Below are 24,511 nucleotides of genomic sequence, written 5' to 3' on the forward strand. Positions count from 1 at the left end.
GTTTTTACTTTTATTTTATTGTCGCCGGATTTTGCAAAAACAATCACGGCAAAGGCAGTGCTGGTATTTCCGGTCAGAACCTCAGGTTCAGGCCAAGGTTGATGATCCGCTGCTGCGGGTAAAATTGCCCGGAGCCACTGCTGCCTTCCGGGTCATAGTCTTTTACTTTTGTAATAGTGAACAGATTGAACCCGCTGGCGTATACCCTGACGTTTGATAACTTTATGCGGGTCAGCAACGGGTTTACGATGGTATAACCGAGCTCTACATTTTTCAGCCGGATAAAGGATGCATCATTCAGCCAGAAAGTGCTGGGATAAGCGCCGCCATTGACCGAGTTGGATGCGCGTTCATCCACCCTGGGGTAACTGCCGCCCGGGTTGGAGGGGCTCCAGCGGTTATCGGCCCAGGAGCTGTAGAAATTCCCGATCGTACCCGATTCGGGCAGCACATACTGGCTCACCCGTGCCTGACCGGCAAATAATATCGTCAGATCTATATTCTTATAATCCCCGCCGGCGGTAAAGCCATAGGTAACCTGGGGGATATTCCCATATTTTGTACGTACCATATCATTGGCATCAATTTTACCATCCTTTGTATAGTCCTGGTAAACCAGATCGCCCTGGCGCGGTGTGGTTGTCGGATGGGGGTAGGTTGAAAAATCGTCTGTTGTCCGCATCATCCCGATGCTGTTATACAAAAGATAGGTATTTAAAGGACGGCCGGTCTGCTTTTGCCATTCCGGTGTTCCGGGTGCTTCATCTATGTCAACAATTTTGCTTTTTGCATAGGTAAGGTTTCCCGAAAAGTAGATGCCGGCGTCCTGATCCAGCCGCTTATTGTAGCCCAGTGTAAACTCAAACCCGTTGTTATCTACTTTGCCTATATTTTCAGCGGGTATGATGGCACTGTTGATACCCGACAGCTGGGGAACGGAAGCATTCCGCTGCGCAAGAATATCCGTGCGCTTTTGCTGGAAGTAAATGAACTCCAGGTTAAAGTGTTTCAGGAAAACAGCGTTCAGGCCTATATCCAGCTTTTTGGCTTTTTCCCATGTTATATCCGGGTTTGCCAGCAACGTAAGATCATAGCCAGGCACGATAACTCCATTGATAACATACTGGCTGTTTAACGAATAATTATTAAAATACTGGAAAAGCCCTACGTTATCATTGCCCAGTATACCATAGGAGGCCCTTAACTTAAGATCATTGATAACGGCACCTTTATGAAACCAGTCCTCGTTGGATATGCGCCATGCTGCAGACACTGCAGGAAAAAAGCCGTATTGGTGACCGGGCCCAAAGGTGGATGAACCGTCCACCCGCGCCTGTACCTCCGCCATATACTTCTCGCTGTAATTATAGGCAACCCGTCCCAGGTAACTCTTCCGGGTGTAGGTATAGCTTCCGCCATCGCTCGACTTATCTGCATCGGCGGTTCCGCCCTGGCTTAGCTCCGGCGTGGTATACGTTGGAAAATGCTTCCTGTATGCGGAAAAATTGTCACTGTGATAGTTGCTTTGCTCGTAGCCAACAAACGCATTGATGCTGTGTTTGTCAAACCGCCGGTCAAAATTAAGACGTATATTGGAAACATACTGATACTGGTTGGTCTGAGACTGGTATAAGGTAGCCTGCTTGTCGATACCACCCAGCACATTGGGCGTGTAGGTACCGGTTGCAGCGTTGTATTGATACAGGTTATAGGGGGTTGCAAAATTCTTATCAAACCCGGAGGATTTATCAACGCTGAACATTCCCTCCAATGCCAGCCCCTTTACGCCTGGTATTTCATATGCGCCTTTCAGAACACCGTTAAAAACAAGCGTAGGATTGTAATTGGTGCCCGGGATATCGGTTACCATAATGGCCGGGTTGCCGTTTTCGATACCGGTAGTGGGCAGACCGTTGGGATAGTAGGCGGCAACCGTTGGATAGGCCCTGTACAGAAAACGGAAGATATCGCCGGCTCCCGATTGAGGAAACATCCGGTCTTCCTGCCGGCCCGATAACAACAGCCCCACCTTCAGCCGTTTAGAGATATTGGCATCAACATTTGACCGGAAACTGTATTGTTTGTACCGGGTAACACCGTTCTTATACAACCCGTCCTGGTTCAGGTAGCCTGCCGACAGGAAATATTTCACATTCTCTCCGCCACCGCTCACGGAAATATCATGCTTACTTTGCAGGGCCATTTTTTTCAATACCAGGTCCGGCCAGTTGGTATTCGGGTAGTTTAACGGATCGCTTCCGTCTTTAAACTTTTGCAGCTGCTCTTCCGAATAGATCTGGTTCATCCCCTTATCCTGGCTATTGTAGTAGGCGATCTCATTTTGAATGGTAGCATAAGTAAAGGCATCCGCCAGTTTTGGCAACCTCGTTGGCGAAGTAAAGGCCTGGTTAAAATTATAGCTTATCTGGGGCTTCCCCGACTTCCCCTTTTTTGTAGTAACCAGGATAACACCGTTAGCCGCCCTGCTTCCATAAACGGCGGCAGAGGCGTCCTTCAACACAGAAATATCCTCAATATCATTGGGGTTCAGTCTTGACAGCCCTCCTATCTGGCCGGGGACGCCATCTACGACTACCAGCACGTCATTATTTCCTGTTGTTGCCAGGCCCCTTATCAATATGCTTGATCCGTCGTAACCAGGCTCCCCACTCCGGTTATTGGCAATAACCCCCGACACCCGCCCCGCAAAGCTGTTGGAAACATCCGGCTGCGGGCTTTTCTTCAGTTCATCTCCTTTTACAGAAGATACGGACCCGGTTAACGTAGCCTTTTTTTGCGTACCATACCCGATCACCACAACCTCATTCATAGCCGCCACCAATTCATTATCGAGCACCACATCAATATTCTCATCCCCCAGGACAGCTACCTCCCGCGCTGCAAAGCCAATACTGGTAAATTGCAGCCGGTCTCCCTTAGCCGCAGGAATAGCATAATGACCTGTTCCATCGGTCATGACGGCTGTTGTTTTGCCTACTACAGATACGGTTACCCCTGCCAGCCTTTCTCCCCGGGAGCTGGTAACGGTTCCTTTGACGGGGCTTTGCGCAAAAGCCCGGGGTGAAATAAGCACGAGTAAAAACAGAACAATTAAAGCATAAAAAGAAGATAACCTGCTTTTTCCTGAATAGTTTTCCATTAAAACAATCGTTTAATTTTTTTTGATTTGATTTTGTAAACCTGGCTGGTTCTAAAGCTTGAAACAGAATTTTAGTTTTCTGCCAATAAAATTATACAGCAACACCCCCTTTAGAGGGGGTGTTTTCTGAAAAAAGGGGGTAATTTTCGTATTTTTTACTGCTGAGAGGTGTTTTTTCTTTTTCCCGCTTCACTGATCGTGTAGCTTTTTTGGAACTGGCGCCGGTACTTCCTGATATATTCTGAGGGGGTGCAACCGAAAAGCCTGGTAAACTGTGTTCTGAAGTGCTTGATATCATTAAAGCCGGCCTCGGTGGCGGCCTCTGTTACATTGCAATTTGTATTAATAAGTAAGGCTGCGGCTTTGCGCAGCCGGATCATCCTTACAAAACTGCTGACGGTATGCCCGGACAGCTGTTTAATTTTCTTGTACAGGGCGGAATGGCTTTTTCCCATTTCCCGCGCCAGCATATTTATGGCAAACTGTTCGTCATACAAATGTTCCTCTACCACTTTGATGCACTGGTCTAAAAAGAGTTTTTCACTTTCCAGTACATTCAGATTGTTTTCCTTAAGCGTCACGTGGTTTAAAAAGTACTGCTGCAAATGGGTCCGGGAAGCAATAAAGTTGTTCACTTTTGCAATGAGCAGCTCTTTTTCAAATGGCTTCAATATATAATCTGCGGCACCGCTTTTTATACAAAGCAGTTTCATTGCCGCAGAGTCCTCCCCGGTAAGTAAAATTATGGGGATATGCTTCAACCGGTTATCGGCCTTGATTTTCACGCAGAGATCATACCCGTTTATGGCTCCGGGCATATTAAGGTCTGTAATGATGATATCCGGCAGCTCTGATATTGCCAGGCTAAAGGCCCGGGCTCCATCCAATGCTATTAATACATGATATTCCGGCGAGAATATACCTTCGATATACTGTACCAGTGTTTCATTATCATCAACGATCAGTATCTTCTTCTTGTCGGAGGCAATTGCATCCAATTTTGGAGCGGGTTCCGCAGAAGGCAATTCCAGCTCTCCCGCCAATATCTCTTCGGCTAAGTGTTTTTCGGGTTCCTCACCGGCGATCAGCACATTTTCCGGAAGATGTGTTTTCCCTTTAAAAAGCCGGATATAGAAAGTTGTACCTTTTCCGACTTCCGTTTCATAATACAACTGTCCATGATGAAGGTCTATAAAGTTCTTAACCAGGTAAAGACCGAGGCCAAAACCTGGCTTTTTCTTTGACTCCAGCGTTTTCACCTGGTAATACTGGTCAAAAATCCGGTTACCGATGGTCTTATCAAACCCCGGCCCCGAGTCCGATAGCGCTATCAGTACCGCATCTGGGGTATCCCGGATGTTCAACCGGATCCTTCCCCGTTCCGGCGTATACTTCAGCGCATTGGAGAGAAGGTTAAAAACCGCTATCTCTATTTTCTCGGCATCTGCAAAAATTTCGGTCGCCTCGTTATCGCAGCAAAGCTCGTAGCTGATATTCTTTACTTTAGCCTGGTAATAAAAACTGTCAAACACCTCTTTGCACAGGTCGTAGATCTTATAATTCCCGATCGAAAGGCCGGATGCATTGGCATCCGCTTTTCTGAAAAGCAATAGCTGGTCCACAAGACGCAGCATTCTGCGGGAATTGTTGTAGGCAACTTTGATCTCCACCGGCTTTTCATCTTCGCCTCCATTATGTATGAGCTCATTAATGGGATTAATGATCAGCGTGAGCAAGGTTCTGAACTCATGGGTTATATTGGTAAAAAATGACGCCTTCCGTTCACTCAGCTCTTTCTCATTCTGTGCTGTTATCCGGGCCAGCTGTACCTCATATTTGAGTTTTTGCCGGTTCGTTTTATACTTTAAATACCCGTAAATGACCGCAACGGCAATGCTTGTGTACAACAGCCATGCCCACCAGCTCCGGTACCAGGGCGGCAATACGGTTATTTGAAGTCTTGTTAGATCCCGGCCCCATTCCCCGGATTCATTGGTGGATTTAATATATAAGGTATAGGTTCCCTCTCTCAGGTTATTATAGGTCAAACTACGGGACAAAGTGTGGTTCCAGCTCCTGTCCCACCCCTGCAGAAAATAAGCATACTGTATCTTGCCCGGCGAAGAAAAAGCCATCGTAACAAAAGAGATGTCAAGATTGGCATCTTTGAACGGCAGCTCTACTGCCGCTATATTTTCAACGGGCACTTCCTCCCGCCAGTACGCAGTTTGTTCAATAGGTATTTTATTAACCTTTACCGAAGTGATCGTTGGCGGGCGCATTGTGCTGTTCCGCTCAATGATGGTTCCGGGATCGAATTTATTAAACCCGTCGATACCCCCAAAGATCAACTGGCCATTACGGAGGCGCAGCGCGGCGTTATAGTTAAATTCATTGCTTTGCAATCCGTCGTCCACATCAAAATTATGCGCCTCCCTTTTATCGGGATTAAATCGAGATAAGCCATTGTAGGAGCTGCACCACAAATACCCGGCAGCATCTTCCAGCACATTCAGGATGGTGTTTCCGGGCAGGCCATCGGCTTCTGTAAAATGCCTAAACGTATGCTTCTGTTTATCGAAGAGCACCAGCCCGCCGCCCTCGCTCCCCAGCCAGATCCGGTTCCGGGAGTCCACATAAATACACAGAACCGGGTAATCGACCGGGTAACGCAGGTGCCGCTTATCCTTTGTATCTACCGCAATCAGCTCTTTATAGTTACCAGCCCACAGCCCACCTTCCTTATCCTGGTTAATGGCATGGATATTGGTAAGCCGGCTATCAAAAAGCTCCCATTTATTCAATGCTTCATTAAACAGGTACATAGCCCCACCCCTCGTGGCCCCCGCCCATAGCCGGTGTTCCCGGTCCTGGAACAGCTTCCAGAAATTGATGTCATACTTTTTTAAGGCCGGGTTATAGCAGGGATAATTCACAAACGTTCCGGAGGTCCGGTCCATCAGCTGCAACCCGCCTCCAAAAGTGGCCACCCACAGTCGGTTCCGGTAATCAGCCAGGAGGCTTACAACAAAATTGCTGCCCAGGGATCCCGGGTCACCGGCGTTATGTGTAAAATTGGAAAAGCTATTGGCTCCCGGATCCCAGCGGGAAAGGCCGCCTCCATCTGTTCCGATCCAGATATCATGCCCGGCATCCTCACTAAACGACAGGGTAAAATTGCTAACCAGCGAATTTTTATTAAACGGGTCCTTTTTAACTGATTCAAATAACAGCTTTTTGTTGTCGGCAATACCGATACCCCCACGTAAAGTTGCGATCCATTTCCTGGATTCCCGGTCTTCAAAAACACTGTATACAGCACCACTCTTTAACTGGCTGGCAGCATTGCCCGCCGTTATGTAGTCCATCGGGGCACCTGCTGTATTGAATACGGCGATTCCGCCGCCATCCGTACTTACCCAGAGCCGGCCATTCCTGCTCAGCAGTAAGCCGGTCACATTCCGGGCAGGTATATCTTTGTTATATATGCTTGCTTCAATTTTGCGGGAATGGATATTATATTGAAATAATCCATTTTGTGAACCGATGTAAATCAAATGCTGCCCAGGAACCGGCAACAATTTTCCACCATCCGTAATACGGTCAGATACCAACCGGATACGCCGGGTCTTTCTGTCGAAAGAACACAGCCCGATATTCTTAATAAACAGATACAGCGTGCCGTTGTATTCGCATATACCCTGCACATTGTAGTCGGCAATGGTATTATACAGGATCTGCGAAAACCATTTCCTTCCCGGTTCCAATATCAAAAGGCCTTTATCATCGGTACCTAAATATACCGTATCATTGGTAATGAACAGCTCGTTACACCGCGCCTCCAGTTTTTGAATGTTCCCCGTGTTAAAAGGCCGGTAATTGAACGATTGAAAAACCTGGTGCGCATAGTCAAAAAAGCTCACACCTTTCAGGGAACCGGCCCATACGCCCGTTTTGCTGACGCCTAATGTTACAATATGGTTATTGATCAAAGAAGCGGTATCCCGCCATTTATTCCGGAACACTTTAAATTCAAATCCATCGTACCGGTTCAGCCCATCAAAAGTGCCGATCCAGATAAAACCAAATTTATCCTGTACAATGCTGGTAGCCGAATTATTGGAAAGCCCCTGGGAGATACCAATACTCTGAACAGGAATATTTTCTGCTGATAAAATGGTACAGCTCAATAACAGCATAACAGAAAATACACCCAAGCGCATATATACCAGGATTTGATTATTCAAATTGAAGGATACCGACCTTTAAATACCCCTGTTTACGGGAAAACGAATCTACGTATTTTTTGCCAGCAGGAGCCGGCTGTAGCAGCGCAAACACATCTGGATCGGGTGAAAAGAGAGAACCAGGAACTTTTTCAGTTATTGCAGGGGTCCCGTGTTTATAGTGGGCATTCCCCGGCCCCAGCAGGAGCTGCGTAAAATTTAAGGGCCAAACAGACCCGCCCCCCAGGGGCGGATCAATGCTAATCAGATGCATTGTTTCCCCCGGTATCAACCGCCACAGCATTGTTTCTTTTTTGCTTATTTTTAACGCCCCGTTCTCTTTCGGGAAACAGAATTTTGACCGGCTTCTTTAACGATCATTTTATCATACCCCTTAATTCATTATTACGATGCTTCCAAAAAGATTATTGTCCCTCGATTTTCTCCGCGGTTTCATTATGGTACTACTGGCACTGGAAAGCGCCGGGCTTTATGGCATTCTGTCTGATCATTCGGAAGGCACATGGTTCCACAACATCGCCAGGCAGTTCGATCATCATCCCTGGCACGGGCTTCGGTTCTGGGACCTGATCCAGCCGGGCTTTATGTTTATTGCCGGTACCGCTATGGCCTACTCATTACACCGGCAAAAACAAAATGGCGTACCCTGGTCCGGATCTTTTAAAAAGGCGTTGAAAAGAAGCGGGTGGCTATTCTTTTGGGGAGTGCTGGATTATGCGGTAAGAAAAACAGGCTTGTCATTCGAATTATGGGATGTGCTTACACAGCTTTCTTTTACCATGCTGCTGGCATTTTTAATCTTTGACCTCAGCAGCCGTACCCAAATAATAATAGGTGCAGGCATTCTCTTACTTACAGAACTCTTATACCGCTTTACCCATATACCCGGTTTTGATCAGCCGTTTACCGATCAGCACAATTTTGGCAATTATATTGACCTGCTGCTGATGCATAAGATCAACCCCGGCGGCTGGGTAGCCATCAATTGCCTGCCCACTGCGGTACATACCATAGCCGGGGCACTTGCGGGCAAGCTTTTATTAAGCGATCGCAGGGACAAAGTAAAAACATTATTGATAGGATCGGGCATTTGTCTTTTACTGGGTTTTGGAATGGACGGGCTACACATCACTCCGATCATTAAAAGGATCGCTACCACTTCGTTTACACTTGCCTCACTGGGTTGGTGTTTACTGGGGCTGGCAGTATGCTACTGGTGGATCGATATTAAAAACCACCGCAGGTATCTTTTCTTTTTTACAGTAGTAGGTATGAATTCTATTTTTATTTACCTGTTCTTCGAGATCGTAGGGCACCGGTGGTTTAATGAGTATGTTGGGGCAGTTACCAACGGGCTGATGGATTTGGCCCGGTTTCCTCCGCGGTTAATGCAATATATTACCGCCCTCAGCATTTTTGCACTGGAATGGGGCATCTGTTATTTCCTGTATAAGAAAAAAATATTTTTCAGATTATAAGAGCCTGTTTAAATTTTATTGATGGAATTTATTATGAAGCTATTTTGGAGCGAAACAAGGAAAATTTTGCAGGCATAGTAGGCCACTATGGCGAAAAATTTAACGCAGTTGCAGCCCAAAACAGCCATAATAAAGCCATTGAATGAATTTTAAACAGGCTCTAAGTACGGTTTAAAAAACGGGGCTGCCAGGATACAGTTACCATGCCGGCTGCATACAGGCAAAGGGTCGCATACAGCAGCGCAGCCCATGAGCACCAGCTGCGGTGAGTACCTGTGCTTATATCCGCATTACGAAAAACGACCGGGGCCGGCAGCGGATAAAAGCTGGAGTATCATAACGGACGGATACCTGAACAGCCAAAAGATCTTCATAACCGGAACATATTCTATTAAAGAGCATACGCGTAAGCAATACGGTAATGACTAATCCAGTAAAAGGCTTACCACCGAAAGGGGTGGGAGCTGCACCGTCAGTTCACCGGCTTTCAGTTGTGCACCCTTAAACGCAACAGGCGTTACTTTTGTTTTATGCTCAAAGCTATTTACGTCGGTAAATGCCCCCGAGTGCAGGAGTTTCCCGTTGATGTTCCGGTACCCCGTACCCGGCAGCGGCGTGTGGATGGTCATATTATTTTGCGGGTCGATATTAACCAGTGTTATACACAAACGACCTTTTGCATCCAGGGAAGCCGAGGCGTTAACGGCCGGGATCTTTTGTGTACCGCTTATATAATCCGGTGCTGTGATCTTCAGCGGTACCAGCCGGGCATCCATATGCTGCTGGTACATATCAAATACGTGATAAGTTGGGGTCAGCAGCATATCGGCTCCCTTCGTCAGTATCAATGCCTGGAGCACATTAACCGTCTGTGCCAGATTCGCCATTCGTACACGGTCTGCATGGTTATTAAAAATATTCAGGGTGGTAGCAGCGATCAGCGCATCACGGAGGCTATTCTGCTGGTATAAAAAACCGGGATTGGTTCCGGGTTCTACATCGGTCCAGATCCCCCACTCGTCCACTACCAGTGCCACCCGTTTTCCAGGATCATACCGATCCATAATGGCAGCGTGCTTTGTTACCAGCTCATCCATAAAAAGACAGTTCTTCATGGTATTGAAATACTCCTTTTCATCAAAGCGGGTGGCAGATCCTTTCTGGTTCCATCTCCCGGTGGGCACAGTATAGTGATGCAAACTAAGTCCCCACATCATATTGTGGGGTATGCTCTTCATCAACACCTCGGTCCAGTTGTAATCAGCCGAGTTAGCGCCGCCAGCTATCCTTTTTAACGAAGCGCCCGGGTAATTCCTTGCAAAGGTGGCATAGCGTCTGAATTCGCCGGAATAATATTCCGGGGTCATATTGCCACCGCATCCCCAGCTTTCATTGCCCACGCCCCAGAAACGCACCTTCCAGGGCTGGTCCCTGCCGTTCCCCTTCCGCAACCGCGTCAGCGGCGTATCGCCATCTGCATTAAGATACTCTACCCATTTCGACATTTCTTCCACGGTGCCGCTGCCTACGTTCCCGGCAATGTAGGGTTCCGTGCCCAGCAAGGCACAAAGCTCCAGGAATTCGTGTGTGCCAAAACTATTATCCTCCGTAACGCCGCCCCAATGCGTATTGATCATTTTGGGCCGCTTACTCCGCTCCCCGATCCCATCACGCCAGTGGTATTCATCTGCAAAACAACCACCGGGCCAGCGCAGGTTGGGGATCCGGATCCGCTTGAGGGCCGCTACCACATCCAGCCGGATCCGGTCTTTTTTTGGAATATTCATTGCCGGATCTACCCAAAAACCATCATAAATACAGCGGCCAAGATGCTCCGAAAAATGGCCATAGATATGACGGCTGATGGTGGTTTGCGTATCTTTTAGCTGGAGAGTGAGTGTAGTCTCCCGCTGTGCATTCAAAAGCGCAACAACCGGTAAGCATACAAAAAGAAGCAGGCTTCGTTTCATTTTATCGTTTTTAGCTATTCTATTAATTGTCAAAAAAACAATTATAAAAAACTAAAATTACAGCTTCTTCCCGATTACTCCAAATAGTTTTTACGCTGCCGGGGGCAGCTGCTGTTGATATTACAAATGAGGGAATTGCTAATTTAGCTGAAGGGGGTGGAAGCGCCGGAGCTACCTGTGGTTGGTGGGTTTGCGGAAACCCCGGAATAGTTTGCTCAAAAGTATAGAAATTAGTATTAGATGCTAACCCACATTAGATTTTAGGAACCGGGTGTACTTAAATACCCCATTCCCTTAGTTATTTAAAAACAAATACTTTTCAGTTTTTTAAAATCATTTATTCATATTTTAACATTATATTGTATATGATTTTCTTTTCATAATCATTCAGAATTTTTGACGCATTATTCTGAATGAAATGATGCTTGAACCCAATTATGGCATTTTCTGGGACACTTATATCATAGCCAATTACACGTAAAGCTAATAAGGGATTAAAATTTGGAGGAGGTTGTTTTAAATTGCTTATATCATACCAATATCCAAATCCAGCAGAAGCAAGCTGGGACCATGGGAAGAGGACACTTGGGTCGTTCTTTCTCACCGGAGCAAAGTCTGAGTGCCCAATAATGTTCCCTGTTGGTACGCTATATTTTTGCTTTAAATAAGCGAGTAGTTTTATAAGCGCATTCATCTGGACACTTGTAAACTGATCTTTTTCGCCGTCATTGTCAATTTCTATTCCAAGGCTGCACGAATTCATGTCACTAACATTTCCCCATTTACCAGCACCGGCGTGATAAGATCTGATATAATCGTTGAGCATTTGATAAACCTTACCATCCCTGCTGATTACATAATGCGTACTGGTCTCTGATTTCTTTCGAACAGAAAAAGTAAAAAGCGCCTGTTCGACACTGCTTTGAGCAGTGTGATGTAATATAATAAAATGAGGCTTCCTAATATTAAAATCGATAGCTGCGTACCAGTTATCGGTATTAACTGCAGGGCTTCGTTTATCATCTGGCGTTTCGGAAATTTGATCTATTATTGTTTGGAGGTTGTCATAATAAACCTTTCTTGAGAAAGTTCTTTGCAAACTATCCGTTAGACACAAATAGTGCTGAGGGCTTCCCAACACTAAAGTCCTAGGGTTAACGTCAGCGTTTTTGGATATGAATGATTTATACCTTAGGGAGGCAGGGGCTTCAGAAGAAGCTTTGCTTGTAATTTCCGAAGGTGGAGGCTGTTGCATAATGCCCAGAAATCAGCAATAGTATAAAGTACTAAAAACGGAGATGGAGATTCTTTCTTTTTTAGTAACTTGGTGATACAGTTTTAGCTTCTTATAAAGAACATATCAAAAATGAAGACCTGTCAAATTTGCTTTTTAGTTTTCTTAATTTTTTTCTGCAATAGCTTACTTGCTCAAAATACAACTGTTCAGTATTTCGGGAAAGAAAAACTTAATTTTTATCAGATCAATGAGCTTTTAATTAATGATATGGTTCAATTTGATAGCGGCAATAGGACCTTCAAAACAAATATCCTCTTTCCAATGATATATGATCAAACGGGGTTTCAACAACCATTGATTCTTTTTCCAAATGATTCTATTCGATTGGAGGTTAAAAATGGGGCTGCCATATTTTCTTCATTTAATAATTCCCAAAGGGATCAGGAAATTTTATGTGCTAAAGAAATTTATGATAGATACGGTTCTTTTATCTATGAAGATTATTTTGCGCTGGACAGGATACCATTTGTTCCCAAAAGTGTAAAAAATGATATGGAATTTGAAGCATATAAAGTCAAATATCCCAAGACCCAAAAAAACAATAATGCCAGGGATTCTGCAATCTATTCTATATATGAAAAAAGAATGACGATACTGGATAAATATAAGAATAGCGTAAGCAAGGAATTTTATTCTTTAATTAGCAATTGGTTATTGTATAGATACTTATATCTATCATTAAAGGGATACGAATACTCTTTGGAAAATTCCTTGCCAATTAGACTTAGACAACTTCTCTCAAATAAGGCTATCTATGACGAGACTTTAGCCCAAAATATAAACACTTATCGCGCTTTTTTAGGTTTCTATAACAGCTACTTAACTGCAATTAAACTTAGCCGGAGCCCTACTCCTAAAGAAAAGCTTCTAAATGCTGATACTGCTTTTACCGGCAATAATAGAGACCGTATAATGTTTTCGATAATATATGAGCACTTGCAGGGCAAGCAAATTGATTCAACCCTTCTTCCTCTTTTCTATTCAAAATGCAGAAACGACACCTATGTAAATAGAATAAAAAATTACCTAAAAGGAAAGCAACTAATAAATGTAGATGCAAAATCTGAATTATTAAATAGACAAAAACAATTGGTTGGAATTAATGACATTCTAACAAACAAAAAGGGAAAGCTGATATACATTGACTTTTGGGCAACCTGGTGTGGTCCCTGCCTTGCCGAAATGAACGATTTCAAAAAACTGAAAAAACATTATAAAGAAAAAAATATTTCTTTTATATCTATAAGCATGGATTCTGATAACGGGAACTGGGAGAAAATGTTACAGAATACATTTTTAGATGATTTGCCCTCACAAAACGAACATTTTTTATTAATCAATAACTTTCAATCAAAATTTGCGAAGAGTTTTAATATCGTTTCTATTCCAAGGTTTTTGCTTTTTGATCAAACAGGGAAGCTAATTAGTTTGAAAGCTCCGAAACCAAGCGATAAGGATATATATGAGTTTATTGATAAATTATTGTAATATGAATTATTCCTTCTTAATAATTTAACCACAACACTGCACTACTATAGAAGCTCTTCTGAAGCTAAAAGAAAAATTTTAAATACTTATATTTACCAAGCCTTATGGATAAATGTATTGATCATTTATTTAAGTTTGACACAATATTACATAGGCTGATGCATCATCCACCGCTCGATATATGCCGCAAGCTGTTCATAAGGCATTTTTGGAGTAACGTAAGCAGCGGGGCCATCCGGTTTTCGGATCCATTTATTACTCCCGTCTTTCGCTACTTCAATCGCCCCTTTCTGGATCCCAAAGAAATTGTGACAGCCTTTAACGGCTATCAACACAGCAGTCTGATCCCAACTCATACGCCCGTTGTGATCAGATGCCGCCTGGGGTATGGATATCCTGTAGGCATCTTTTACCGGGCTATTCCTGATGGAAGCATCGTTGATCAGTTTTAGTCCTGTCCTGATCTGCTGGCCGATCTCCCAACCGGTGAACAATACGGGTTTGGGCCATACTTTAAAAAGATCGTATGCCGCAGCAGCATCCTTATATACATTGAACTCCTTTCCTTCCGGGAATTTTCCGGCCATACTTACCAGGTTCTTTACTTTCTTTTTTACCAGTTCCAATCCATTTAACCGGGAATACTGATCCGGACCGGAATGAACCAGGTTGTTCAGGTTGGTAAAAAAACCAACGGTAATAATGGTTACACTGTTATCAGGCTGCCCGGCCAGTATTTTCCGGTACAGGCTCACCGCATCCGGAACCTGCGCATTGTTTTTTATCGTATGCGGATAGCGGGCAATTAACGAATCCGTCCAGTGCTGCGGATCCTTGTCTGCGTATGCCCACTGCCCGGGCACACCCACCGGGATGCCGGGCCGGTTAAAATAGGTATTGAAAACATTCAGTACACTGGCTACTCCTTCATATTTTGTACTGGCAATGGTGCCCAAAATAGTTACATAACCACTGTCTGCAAAAGCATGCAGCATAGCAATAGCGCCTACGTCATCATAATCCGGCCCCATATCCGTATCAAAAATGACACGCAGCTTTTTGCTGTTCCGGGTACCCGGGCCTGCATCTTCCGCGCCATGGCTGTAGACCGTAATACTACAAAACAACAGGCACAGCACCGGGTATAAAGCAATCGTCCGTATTTTCATCGTTCATTTATTTTTATTTCTAAATCAGATCACCACCCCGGGTTCTGGGTCAGGTTCTTGTTTTTTACAATGGCTGATGCCGGAATGGGATAATAATACTGGCGGCCATCAGCATACCAGGTACGGGTTTGCGACCTAAACCACTCCAGGTGTTTGTCGGCGGTAAGCGTTTGATAATTGGTACTCTTTCCGCCGATGGGTACCTTAGCGCAGCCTTTGGGAACATCAATGGTGGGCCCGCTCTGCGCACCATCATAAAAAACAACATCGGGGGTACCATCCTGGTCCAGATCCATCAATGTATTTAAAGCCGGTACGTAGATGCCACTCCATTCCAACGTGGCCATCAGTTCTCCTCTTTTCCAGCGCTTCAGATCGTTGAAGCGAAACCCTTCCAGTGCCAGTTCTACCTGGCGCTCCCTGCGAATCTCTAACAGCACCGGATCATTAATATCCGGGAAAAACGTTTCCTTCAGATACGTATCCACCATCGTGGGTTTCTGCGTCAAACCACCGGTTACCCCGGCGCGTTTTCTTAATTCCCCTATAGACTTGCTCCAGTCCTGATCCGTAAGCGTTCCCAGTTCTGCCTTTGCCTCTGCAAAATTCAACAACACTTCAGCATACCGCATCAGGGGCAGGTTGTTCGTATTATATCCGCCGTTATCAAAATAGCTGTCATCCAGCGTATATTTTATAGGCTGGTATCCCGTATAGGAATAGCTGGCAAAATTAGGGGGGGCGGCGCTGCCGTTGCGGGTATAGCCCGGGGTACGGATCAGCTGGCTCAACCGGAAGTCGCGGTTCTGGCATTCCTGGTAAAAGGTTTCCGTTTTATAGTTGGCACGGCTGGTATAGGGAGTTCCGTCCCTGTTGAGTATCGTGTTGATAAACGGGCGCACCAGGCTGTAGCGGGGGCCATAAGTAGCCGAGGTCCACCACCAGTTGGCATCGCCCAAAACAGCCAGGTCCTTGCTTAACACCACTGCCAGCATTACCTCCGAAGTAACCGGCTTATCGGAAATAAAGAGTTGCCGCTGGGAGGCCTGGGGGCCGCCCCCGTTGTAAATCGTATAGGGGCCTTTATTCATCAGTTCTGTTGCCGCATCTACTACGTACTGGTAGTATTTATCGGCAGTATTGGCAAGTGACAGCTCGGTATGATATTTACGGAACGAAGCTTCGAACAATGCAGCCCTCGTCTTCAGCCCCAGGGCTGTCCACTTTGTGATCAGTGACCCATCAGAAGTGATGGCACTCATGTTCTGATATGCAAAATCAAGATCCTCGATAATATGGTCAATGATCATGGTACGCGCCTCTCTTTTACCATATAAAACATCACTCTCTGTTACCTGAAGCGGATGATCGATCCAGGGCACTTCCCCAAAACGGATCAGCTTATCCAGGTAGAAATACGCCCTGAAAAAACGGGCGATCCCAAGATAATTATTCTTTACAACGTCGGTTACATTTGCCTTTTGCGCATTCTCAATAAAATAATTAACATTCCGGAGGTTGCCCCAATCCCAGCCCGAACTGTTTTCTGCCTTATAAGCACCGTCCTGTATAAAAGCGTTCAACCCATTCACTCCGCCATAATCGGCCATCGCATCCATCGAATAGGCATTGGTTCCGGAGGGCAGCATATTATAAAAAGAGTAACAGTAGGTTTTCATCCCGTTCTCGCTTCCGAAGATATCTTTTACGGATGCCGTTGCTTCCGGAAGCTCTTCCATCTGGCAGGAAGAGAATAATATAGTTGACAACGAAAATATATAGACTAACTTTTTCATCATTTTCTGTTTATAGCGTAATCAAAATATTAAAACTGTAACTCTTCATCGTGGGATAGTTGAATCCATCTCCATAACCACTGCTCACATCCGGGTCTGAATTTCCAATATTTGTAACATCGATATCTTTTGTTCGCTTATACAATGGCGACCAGGTAAACAGGTTCTCACCCGAAAGACCAAGCCGTACCGCCTGAAGCCCTATTCTCTTCACCATCACAGCAGGCAGGCTATATCCGACCTGGATGTTTTTGAGCCGCGTATAAGAAACATCCTGCAAATACCGGGTTTGCGCATTCAGTTTTAATGACTCATTATACCCCGCATACCTTGGAAAATACCCGTTGGGGTTATCCGCCGTCCAGTAATTGTTCAGGTGCCAGGTGGGTAAATTATTGTATGGCCTGTTATACTGTCCCCAAAAAATGGACTCGTTACTGGGATACCAGTTCTGCTTGCCTACCCCCTGAACAAATGCAGAAAAGTATATATTATTCCAGTCGAGGCTAACCGTAGCACTGTATAAATAACGTGGCGTCTTATTCCCGATTATTTTTTTATCTCCGTGGCTATACAGGGTATTGCTTCCATAATCAATAACACCGCTGTTATCTAAATCGGCAAACCGGATATCGCCGGGATAAATTTTCCCGGAATTGGATGACTTAATAACCGGCTGCCTGGGCGCTTTATCAATTTCCTCCTGGTTCTGAAAAAGCCCCTGTGTTACATACCCCCATATTTCGCCGATCTGCTGACCTGCATAATAATCGCCCAGGCCTCCGGTGGTATTATTATACCGGTCGATGCGCGAGTGGTTGTCGGCCAGGGTTGCCTTAACACTATAATTAAAAGGCCTGTTAGCCATAAGGAAAAAGTCGGTGTACCCAAGCGAAATTTCAAAGCCTTTGGTTGTCATGTCGGCGTAGTTTCCTTTGGGTGAGCTTGCACCAAACACATCCGGTAAGGTTTGACCTACGGTATACATATTGAGCGTTTTGCGGATGTAATAATCTCCCGTAAAAGTAAGCCGGTTCTTCAGGAAGGCGATATCCAATCCATAGTTTGCGGTTTGAGCCGTTTCCCAGGTCAGGTTATCGGGGATCACCCCTGGTGCGCTGGTTTGAGGATTTTTGGCCCCGTTTAAAATACGCCCGGACGTACTGATCGAAAACTGTTCCAAATAAGAATACGGATCAATATTTCCATTACCCAGTGCGCCATAAGATCCCCTCAGCTTCAGATCAGCAATAACAGAGGGACTCACATTCCAAAAATGTTCCCGTGAAATACGCCAGCCTGCGGATACGGAGGGGAAGAACCCCCACTGCTCATTGCCGGGAAACTTGGAGGAACCATCATAACGGCCGTTCACCTCAAAGAGATAGCGTTCATCAAAGATATAGTTCAGCCGGTAAAAGAGGCCGGTAGTGCGGTATTTGTTATATCCGCCTGTTGCTGTAACGGAATTTCCCAGCGCCAGATTGATATTCTCCGTTTCGGGAGATAATAGTCCATTCTTCGTGATATACTTTGAAGAATAAACCCTTTGATCATAGTTATACCCCAACAGTCCTTTTATATAGTGTTTTGCAAAGCGCTTTTCATAATCAGCATACAGGTTGGCGGTTAAATAATTCCAACGCTGATCCGCTGTATAAATGTTATCATTGGAAGACGTTTCCAGGAATAAGACCTGGCCTTGTTTTACGCTGTAAGGCACCGGAACCCTCACACGGGTGAGCTCGTACTTTTGAGAACGGAAGGTGAAATCCCCTTTAATATGAAAGCTGTTGTTAAAAAACTTTGTTTCAAAGCTGGTCGTATTCCGGAGATTGGATCCCGCATTATTCCGGACATTTTTACCATAGATAAAATCACCCACCGTATAAGCAGCAGAATAGCTGAACGTGCCATCCGGGTTAAAAATGGGCGATGTGGGATGCCCTTCGTCGGCAATATTTCTCCAGATAACGCCCCCCTCCCCCGCGGTAATAGGATCGCGGTAGGAATAGTAAGAATAATCCATATTATTCATCACCTTTAACCAGTCGGTTACCTGCAGCCCCTGTTTGGCACGCATGCTGTAATTCTTATACAGATCCGGGTTATAGTTGTAAATACCATCGCTGCCAAAATAACGGCCCGACAGGTAGTACTCAAACTTATCAGAAGTGCCGCTTACAGAAAGATTATGCTGTTGTGTAAAGGTTGATTTTTTGAGCAGCGCACCATAATAGTCGGCATTACCATAATAAACATAGTTGCCCTTGGCATCTACCGTTACTTCTTCTGTATTTCCCTGTTCTTTTCTTTTTTTGAATTCCGCTAACCAGTCCAATGTAAAGATCTGGGTCTTGTTCAGCTTTGCGGGTACCGAAGAATAATTATTCCAGGCATTATATGCTTCATAAAAATGAGATGCATATTCATACCCATCGGTAACAAAGTCCGGCCGGGTCGTCTGTTTTTGAATAGACGCGCTTCCTGAATAGGTAACGGAAGCCTTTCCTTTCTTAGCATTCTTTGTTGTAATAAGCACTACCCCAAAGGTACCTTTTGACCCATACACGGCTGCAGATGCCGCATCTTTAAGTACGGTAACCGCCTCCACGTCATTGGGGTTTAATGTTGAAGGATCCCCCTCAACCCCATCGATCAGGATCAGCGCGCTTCCGCCCTGTCCTACCGAAGTTGCCCCGCGGATGTTATAAGACACATCCCTGTTTGGCTTTCCGTCGAGCGGATTTACATTGAGGTTAGGTATTGCGCCCTGCAGCATTTGTGTAATGGAAGGCTGCACGCGGCCCTCAAGGGCGGCCCCGCTCAGCTGATCCACCGCACCGGTAAGATTGATCTTCTTTTGGGTTCCATAACCCACTACCACCACATCTGCCAGCTGGTTGGTTGCCGGGTCTAATGTATAAGATAACCGCAGCGGATGTGTACCGTCATATTTGACATTCTTTACCGAAAGTGGCTCGAACCCAACTGAAGATACCTGGAGCTCATATGTACCTTCTTTCATTCCGGAAAAAAAGAACCGTCCCTGCTCATCAGCAAGGGCCTGTGTCGAAAAGGTATTGTCCCCGCTTTTTAGGGCAATGGTGGCATTGGGTACTGCATTGCCTGCCTTATCGCTGACAGTACCGCTAATGGATCTGCTTTTATCCTGCGCAAAACTATTGAGTGCAAGACTCAATATTACACATAAAAGAGAAAAGGACTTCATCCCGTTTTTAAAACTTACTTCCCTGAGCATCTTATTCCTTTTTGGTTAAAAAAAATCAACTGTTCAATGAGATCTTACAGAAGATATACAGTACCGCTATTGTTGAAATTTAGCGGTTGCAAAAATATCGTCCGTACTATGAAACCTAATGAATACCGCGTTAACAAATTATGTTGTTTCTGTTACCCGCTCCCTGCCTTTATGATCAGCACCAGCCCGGCAATAAATAAGGCAAACATGATAAAAAGTATTTTGAATACCGGGGCCGGGGCGCCTCTAAACTCCTTCCAGACAAATACGCCCCATAGCGCTGCAACCAGGGTAGCGCCCTGTCCCAGCCCGTAAGAAATTGCGGGGCCTGCTTTTCCCGCTGCAATAAGGTTAAACAGGTTTCCAAGCCCCCAGATCCCACCTCCTACAATACCAGGAATATGCAAACGGAATCTTCCTTTAAAGTACTCGGCATAGCTTCCGGGGTTACCAATGAACGGCTTTTTTATCAGGATCGTATTAAACAGGAAGTTACTGCCCAAAACACCGGCTGCAAATATTACGGATGCGGTGTAGGGTGTCATTTTGCCGGCTTCGGGCCTTATAAAATCATTCAGATCCATAGATGCTGCAATAAACCGGTAAAAGAACGCCATTAAGATCCCGGCTATTACCGAAAGCATAATTCCCTTCATAGAAACAGCAGCATGCCGGGTCTTGGTTTTGTAGGCAATCGAATTCAAGATCACGGCAATGATGATCAATACTGTTCCTGTAAATAACAGGGCCGCATTCCCTTTAGGCAGGGTCATATAATTTACCAGCACTCCAATGACCAAGGCCAGTCCGATCCCTATAGGAAACGCTACCGCCATACCGGCTATGGCGATTGCCGCAGATAAAAGGATGTTTGCTGCATTAAAGACAACACCGCCAACCAGTGCGCTGGCGATATTGGCGCTGCCCGCCTGCATAAGGTCCGCTTCAAAGCTCCGCCCGCCCTGTCCATGGCTTCCCAGAGTGAAAGCAGCCAGCAGCGAGAAGAGCACCATTCCGATGACATAATCCCAGTAAAAAAATTCATACCGCCAGTTTTTACCGGATATTTTTTGTGTATTGGCCCATGAGCCCCAACAAAGCATGGTTACGATACAGAACAGCACCGCCAGCTGGTAATTATCTACTATATACATAAAGAAACGCTCTTTTTATTCAATCGTTATGCATTGGCTAAAAATACGGACCGACCGATCCGTTCTCTATCCGCTATACCTGATATTCGCTACTCCACCTATCTCATAACCCCGGCAATCACTTCATTATAGTAGGGAATGGAAGCCTGTGCACCCTGCCGGGTTGTGGAAATAGCGGCAGCCCGGCAGGCGAACCGGATAGCATCTGCAACCGGCTTGTCATTGGCCAATGCCACCACCAACGCTCCATTAAATACATCCCCTGCAGCCGTTGTGTCTACCGGGCTCACTTTTAAAGCAGGGATCAGTGTCATCCCGCTCTCATCTCCTATCAATGCGCCCTCCGCCCCCAATGTAATAATGACCTTTTTTATTCCCCTGGCCAGGAGCACTCCTGCAGCGGTCTTTGCAGTTTCCGTATCTTTTATTTCAACCCTGGCCAGCAGCCCTGCCTCAATTTTGTTGGGCGTAAGAATATCAATGTATGGGTACAGGCTCCCGGGCAGTTCCTGCACAGGAGCGGGGTTAATAATCACCTTTAATCCTTTGGACGCAGCATACCGGGCTATAAAGTGTACGGTTTCCATTGGTATTTCAAATTGCATCAATACCATTTTGCATTGTTCCAGTTCATGCAGCAGGGGCTGGGTAAAATCATCGGGTAACAGGGCTTTATTTGCGCCCTGGCTTACGACAATACTATTTTCCCCCTCCTTGTCTACGGTGATCAGCGCAACACCGGATGGAAGTTCAGGGTCTTCCAGCATAAAACGGGAGTCAATTCCTTCTTCGTCAAATAGCCGGGAAGCCTGGCGCCCAAATACATCGTTGCCCACTTTTGTAATGAACAGGGCATCTCCACCCAACCGGGCCACCGTTACCGCCTGGTTGGCGCCCTTTCCACCGGGATTCATAAAAAACTGGCTGGCCAGCGTGGTTTCTCCCGGAACCGGTATCCGTTCCGCTTTTACCACCATATCCATATTGGTACTTCCGACAATCGCTATTTTTCTGGCAGGCATATCGTGTTCCATTATTTTTCAAAAACTAATATGGAAATAAAATTAAAGTTTTAAAAACCTTATTTAAAGCAAAATTTAATTAAATTTAATAATTGCAAATCAGGAGAAAACCTCAAGACAATAGTGCAATACGATACATATCAATAAATTACGAACAACAAACTTCGGCAAATAAGATAATTATGAACTTAGCATCGGTTATTGAGTTGGCGAATACATTATCTGTTGCGGAAAGACGACAATTCAAACTCATTACCCGAAAATCGCAGAAGGGAAAAGTGTACCTGCAGCTTTTTGACCTGGTTACGCAGGCAGGCGATCCTCTTGTTATAAAAGAGTCTTTCAAAAAAATATATCCCGCGGCTTCTTTAAATATGGCAACACAATACCTGCACAAACTGCTATGTGATATGCTTGTGAGGAACCAGTTAAAAAATGATGCGGGGCTGCTGCTGCTTTATGGCATGATGAAGGTTAAAACCCTCCGGCAACGGAACCTGCCCAACCAGGCAATAAAACAAGCCCGGGTCCTGCTATCGGGCTCCAACACAACCGACGACTTTTTATTAAAATATATCCTTAAGCGTGAAGAGCTCAGCCGGCTCTCCGAAATAAATTTCAGGGGTATCTCGGAAAAACAATTGATTGCAGAGCAACAGACAGCCAGAGACCTGTTAAAAAACACCAGGAGTCTCCAGGAGCACTATGCCCTTTATGAATTATTAAAGCACCGGCTTATTCATTCAACACCGGGCGGAAGCCCGGCTGCTCCGGCCGGTTTCGATGACCTGCTGTTTGAAGAAATGGCTATTATCAACAACCGGGTAAAACAAAACCCCGAATCACAAAAGCTGCATCTCTTATTTCAATCCTTTTATTTCAGCCATACGGGGAACTATAATGCCGCGTTAAAGACCTTTTACCTGCTGAACGGGTTATTTGAAAAACATAAAATCCCCCTGCAACACCCCCCGCTGGACTACTACGATACATTGGACGGGTTACTGGAAAATTTAAAAGCTGTTCATGCATTCGATCAGATGCCCTATTTCATCAAAAAACTTTCGCTGTTAGAGCACAAAGCATACCCTGATTATTTCAACTACCTGGTAAAAAAGACAACCCTGTTATTCGAACTGGAGGTATTGGTTGCGAACGGAGCCTGGGGAAACGCCCTGCAGCAGATCCGGTCCGTTTCCTCCCTGGTACTCAGTGAATTTTCATCCGTGCATCCCCAAAAGCAATTAAAGCTCCTGTTCTACTGCTCACTGATCTATTATAAAAATCAACAACCCGGTAAAGCAAAAAAAATACTAACCCCTGTCATTACAGCCCGGCAACCCGACCGCAGTTCCTTTTACAATATCTGCAGATGTTTTAACATCGTACTGCACTATGAATCCCGGGACCTGGAATACCTCGATTACGAGGTCAGGTCTTACAAACGTTTTACGGCATCCCGGCCATCCGGTATCCCCAATATCGAAAAATTACTTTTCAAAGCGATTGCATTGCATCCCTGGCAAAATTCAGCGTTCCGGAACCGGCAACAGGCGGAAAAGCTTGCTGACCTTGTAACTGCGATTCATAAGAACCCTGCCGAAAGCAGGATCCTCAGCTCTTTCAACTTTGTTGAATGGGTACTTTCCAAATTTGTATCATAGCCGTGGTCATTGTGATGGAGATTGCGGCGGGGTCTTGTAGCGGGATAGCTCCTGTATGGTACCCATACACACAAAAAAAGAATGGCAGCCGGAGCAAAGCGGAGTCCCGATAGCACAGCGTATCGGGATACCTACACACTTATACGCACAAAAAAAGCCTCACATCTCTGTGAGGCTCTTCAATAAGAATGGCAGCCGGAGCAAAGCGGAGTCCCGATAGCGCAGCATATCGGGATACCTACACGCTTATACGCACAAAAAAAGCCTCACATCTCTGTGAGGCTCTTCAATAAGAATGGCAGCCGGAGCAAAGCGGAGTCCCGATAGCGCAGCATATCGGGATACCTACACGCTTATACGCACAAAAAAAGCCTCACATCTCTGTGAGGCTCTTCAATAAGAATGGCAGCCGGAGCAAAGCGGAGTCCCGATAGCGCAGCATATCGGGATACCTACACGCTTATACGCACAAAAAAAGCCTCACATCTCTGTGAGGCTCTTCAATAAGAATGGCAGCCGAAGCAAAGCGGAGTCCCGATAGCACAGCGTATCGGGATACCTACACACTTATACGCACAAAAAAAGCCCCACATCTCTGTGAGGCGCTCAATAAGAATGGCAGCCGGAGCGAAGCGGAGTCCCGATAGCGCAGCGTATCGGGATACCTATACACATATACACACAAAAAAGCCTCACATCACTGTGAGGCTCTTCAATAAGAATGGCAGCCGGAGCGAAGCGGAGTCCCGATAGCGCAGCGTATCGGGATACCTATACACATATACACACAAAAAAGCCTCACAT

At 45.5% G+C, this 24,511-nt stretch carries 12 protein-coding genes; 3 read left to right on the forward strand and 9 right to left on the reverse strand.

All coding sequences use genetic code 11. The features are described 5' to 3' along the window. Positions 1-73 precede the first annotated feature (73 nt). A complete protein-coding gene (locus BLS44_RS22390; protein WP_090392629.1) occupies positions 74-3,160 on the reverse strand; it encodes a SusC/RagA family TonB-linked outer membrane protein in 3,087 nt (1,028 codons plus the stop codon). Between the two features lie 155 nt (positions 3,161-3,315). Beyond that, positions 3,316-7,383, reverse strand: coding sequence for a hybrid sensor histidine kinase/response regulator transcription factor (locus BLS44_RS22395; protein ID WP_143019893.1), 4,068 nt, complete (start codon positions 7,381-7,383; stop codon positions 3,316-3,318). 413 nt (positions 7,384-7,796) lie between these two features. Between BLS44_RS22395 and BLS44_RS22405 the strand changes: the two genes are divergently transcribed. Next, a complete protein-coding gene (locus tag BLS44_RS22405) occupies positions 7,797-8,885 on the forward strand; it encodes an acyltransferase family protein (protein WP_090392634.1) in 1,089 nt (362 codons plus the stop codon). 425 nt (positions 8,886-9,310) lie between these two features. Here BLS44_RS22405 and BLS44_RS22415 read toward each other — a convergent pair whose 3' ends face one another. Beyond that, positions 9,311-10,855 (reverse strand): alpha-N-arabinofuranosidase, encoded by a 1,545-nt coding sequence (locus tag BLS44_RS22415; protein WP_090392638.1) that lies wholly within the window; start codon positions 10,853-10,855, stop codon positions 9,311-9,313. A gap of 337 nt (positions 10,856-11,192) precedes the next feature. Continuing rightward, on the reverse strand, positions 11,193-12,110 hold the full coding sequence (locus tag BLS44_RS22420; protein WP_090392640.1) for an N-acetylmuramoyl-L-alanine amidase: 918 nt from the start codon (positions 12,108-12,110) through the stop codon (positions 11,193-11,195). Between the two features lie 111 nt (positions 12,111-12,221). On the opposite strand from BLS44_RS22420, the gene BLS44_RS22425 reads away from it, so the two are divergent. Beyond that, positions 12,222-13,640 carry a TlpA family protein disulfide reductase gene (locus tag BLS44_RS22425; protein WP_090392644.1) on the forward strand — a complete coding sequence of 473 codons (1,419 nt, stop codon included), beginning with the start codon at positions 12,222-12,224 and terminating at the stop codon, positions 13,638-13,640. 146 nt (positions 13,641-13,786) lie between these two features. Here the strand turns inward: BLS44_RS22425 and BLS44_RS22430 are convergent, their stop codons facing one another. From BLS44_RS22430 to rbsK, 5 genes are all read right to left on the reverse strand, one after another. After that, a complete protein-coding gene (locus BLS44_RS22430) occupies positions 13,787-14,809 on the reverse strand; it encodes a nucleoside hydrolase (RefSeq protein ID WP_090392646.1) in 1,023 nt (340 codons plus the stop codon). 29 nt (positions 14,810-14,838) lie between these two features. After that, positions 14,839-16,608, reverse strand: a complete 1,770-nt coding sequence (locus BLS44_RS22435; protein WP_245729359.1) for a RagB/SusD family nutrient uptake outer membrane protein — start codon at positions 16,606-16,608, stop codon at positions 14,839-14,841. 7 nt (positions 16,609-16,615) lie between these two features. After that, positions 16,616-19,867, reverse strand: coding sequence for a SusC/RagA family TonB-linked outer membrane protein (locus BLS44_RS22440; RefSeq protein WP_090392648.1), 3,252 nt, complete (start codon positions 19,865-19,867; stop codon positions 16,616-16,618). 152 nt (positions 19,868-20,019) lie between these two features. Further along, complete coding sequence (locus BLS44_RS22445) at positions 20,020-21,021, reverse strand: GRP family sugar transporter (RefSeq protein ID WP_090392650.1); 1,002 nt, start codon at positions 21,019-21,021, stop codon at positions 20,020-20,022. Between the two features lie 98 nt (positions 21,022-21,119). Then, positions 21,120-22,043: a ribokinase gene (gene rbsK, locus BLS44_RS22450; RefSeq protein ID WP_176954521.1), complete on the reverse strand. Its 924-nt coding sequence runs from the start codon at positions 22,041-22,043 to the stop codon at positions 21,120-21,122. A gap of 182 nt (positions 22,044-22,225) precedes the next feature. Between rbsK and BLS44_RS22455 the strand changes: the two genes are divergently transcribed. Beyond that, positions 22,226-23,707 carry a hypothetical protein gene (locus BLS44_RS22455; protein WP_090392653.1) on the forward strand — a complete coding sequence of 494 codons (1,482 nt, stop codon included), beginning with the start codon at positions 22,226-22,228 and terminating at the stop codon, positions 23,705-23,707. Positions 23,708-24,511 lie beyond the last annotated feature (804 nt).

The organism is Niabella drilacis (assembly GCF_900101395.1).
Classification (GTDB): Bacteria; Bacteroidota; Bacteroidia; order Chitinophagales; family Chitinophagaceae; genus Niabella; species Niabella drilacis.

Excerpts from the sequence above, each read along its gene's own strand:
- BLS44_RS22425 (WP_090392644.1), top strand. The coding sequence starts at position 12,222 with ATGAAGACCTGTCAAATTTGCTTTTTAGTTTTCTTAATTTTTTTCTGC.
- rbsK (WP_176954521.1), bottom strand. The coding sequence starts at position 22,043 with ATGCCTGCCAGAAAAATAGCGATTGTCGGAAGTACCAATATGGATATG.
- BLS44_RS22435 (WP_245729359.1), bottom strand. The coding sequence starts at position 16,608 with ATGATGAAAAAGTTAGTCTATATATTTTCGTTGTCAACTATATTATTC.
- BLS44_RS22445 (WP_090392650.1), bottom strand. The coding sequence starts at position 21,021 with ATGTATATAGTAGATAATTACCAGCTGGCGGTGCTGTTCTGTATCGTA.
- BLS44_RS22395 (WP_143019893.1), bottom strand. The coding sequence starts at position 7,383 with ATGCGCTTGGGTGTATTTTCTGTTATGCTGTTATTGAGCTGTACCATT.
- BLS44_RS22415 (WP_090392638.1), bottom strand. The coding sequence starts at position 10,855 with ATGAAACGAAGCCTGCTTCTTTTTGTATGCTTACCGGTTGTTGCGCTT.
- BLS44_RS22440 (WP_090392648.1), bottom strand. The coding sequence starts at position 19,867 with ATGCTCAGGGAAGTAAGTTTTAAAAACGGGATGAAGTCCTTTTCTCTT.
- BLS44_RS22405 (WP_090392634.1), top strand. The coding sequence starts at position 7,797 with ATGCTTCCAAAAAGATTATTGTCCCTCGATTTTCTCCGCGGTTTCATT.
- BLS44_RS22420 (WP_090392640.1), bottom strand. The coding sequence starts at position 12,110 with ATGCAACAGCCTCCACCTTCGGAAATTACAAGCAAAGCTTCTTCTGAA.
- BLS44_RS22455 (WP_090392653.1), top strand. The coding sequence starts at position 22,226 with ATGAACTTAGCATCGGTTATTGAGTTGGCGAATACATTATCTGTTGCG.
- BLS44_RS22390 (WP_090392629.1), bottom strand. The coding sequence starts at position 3,160 with ATGGAAAACTATTCAGGAAAAAGCAGGTTATCTTCTTTTTATGCTTTA.
- BLS44_RS22430 (WP_090392646.1), bottom strand. The coding sequence starts at position 14,809 with ATGAAAATACGGACGATTGCTTTATACCCGGTGCTGTGCCTGTTGTTT.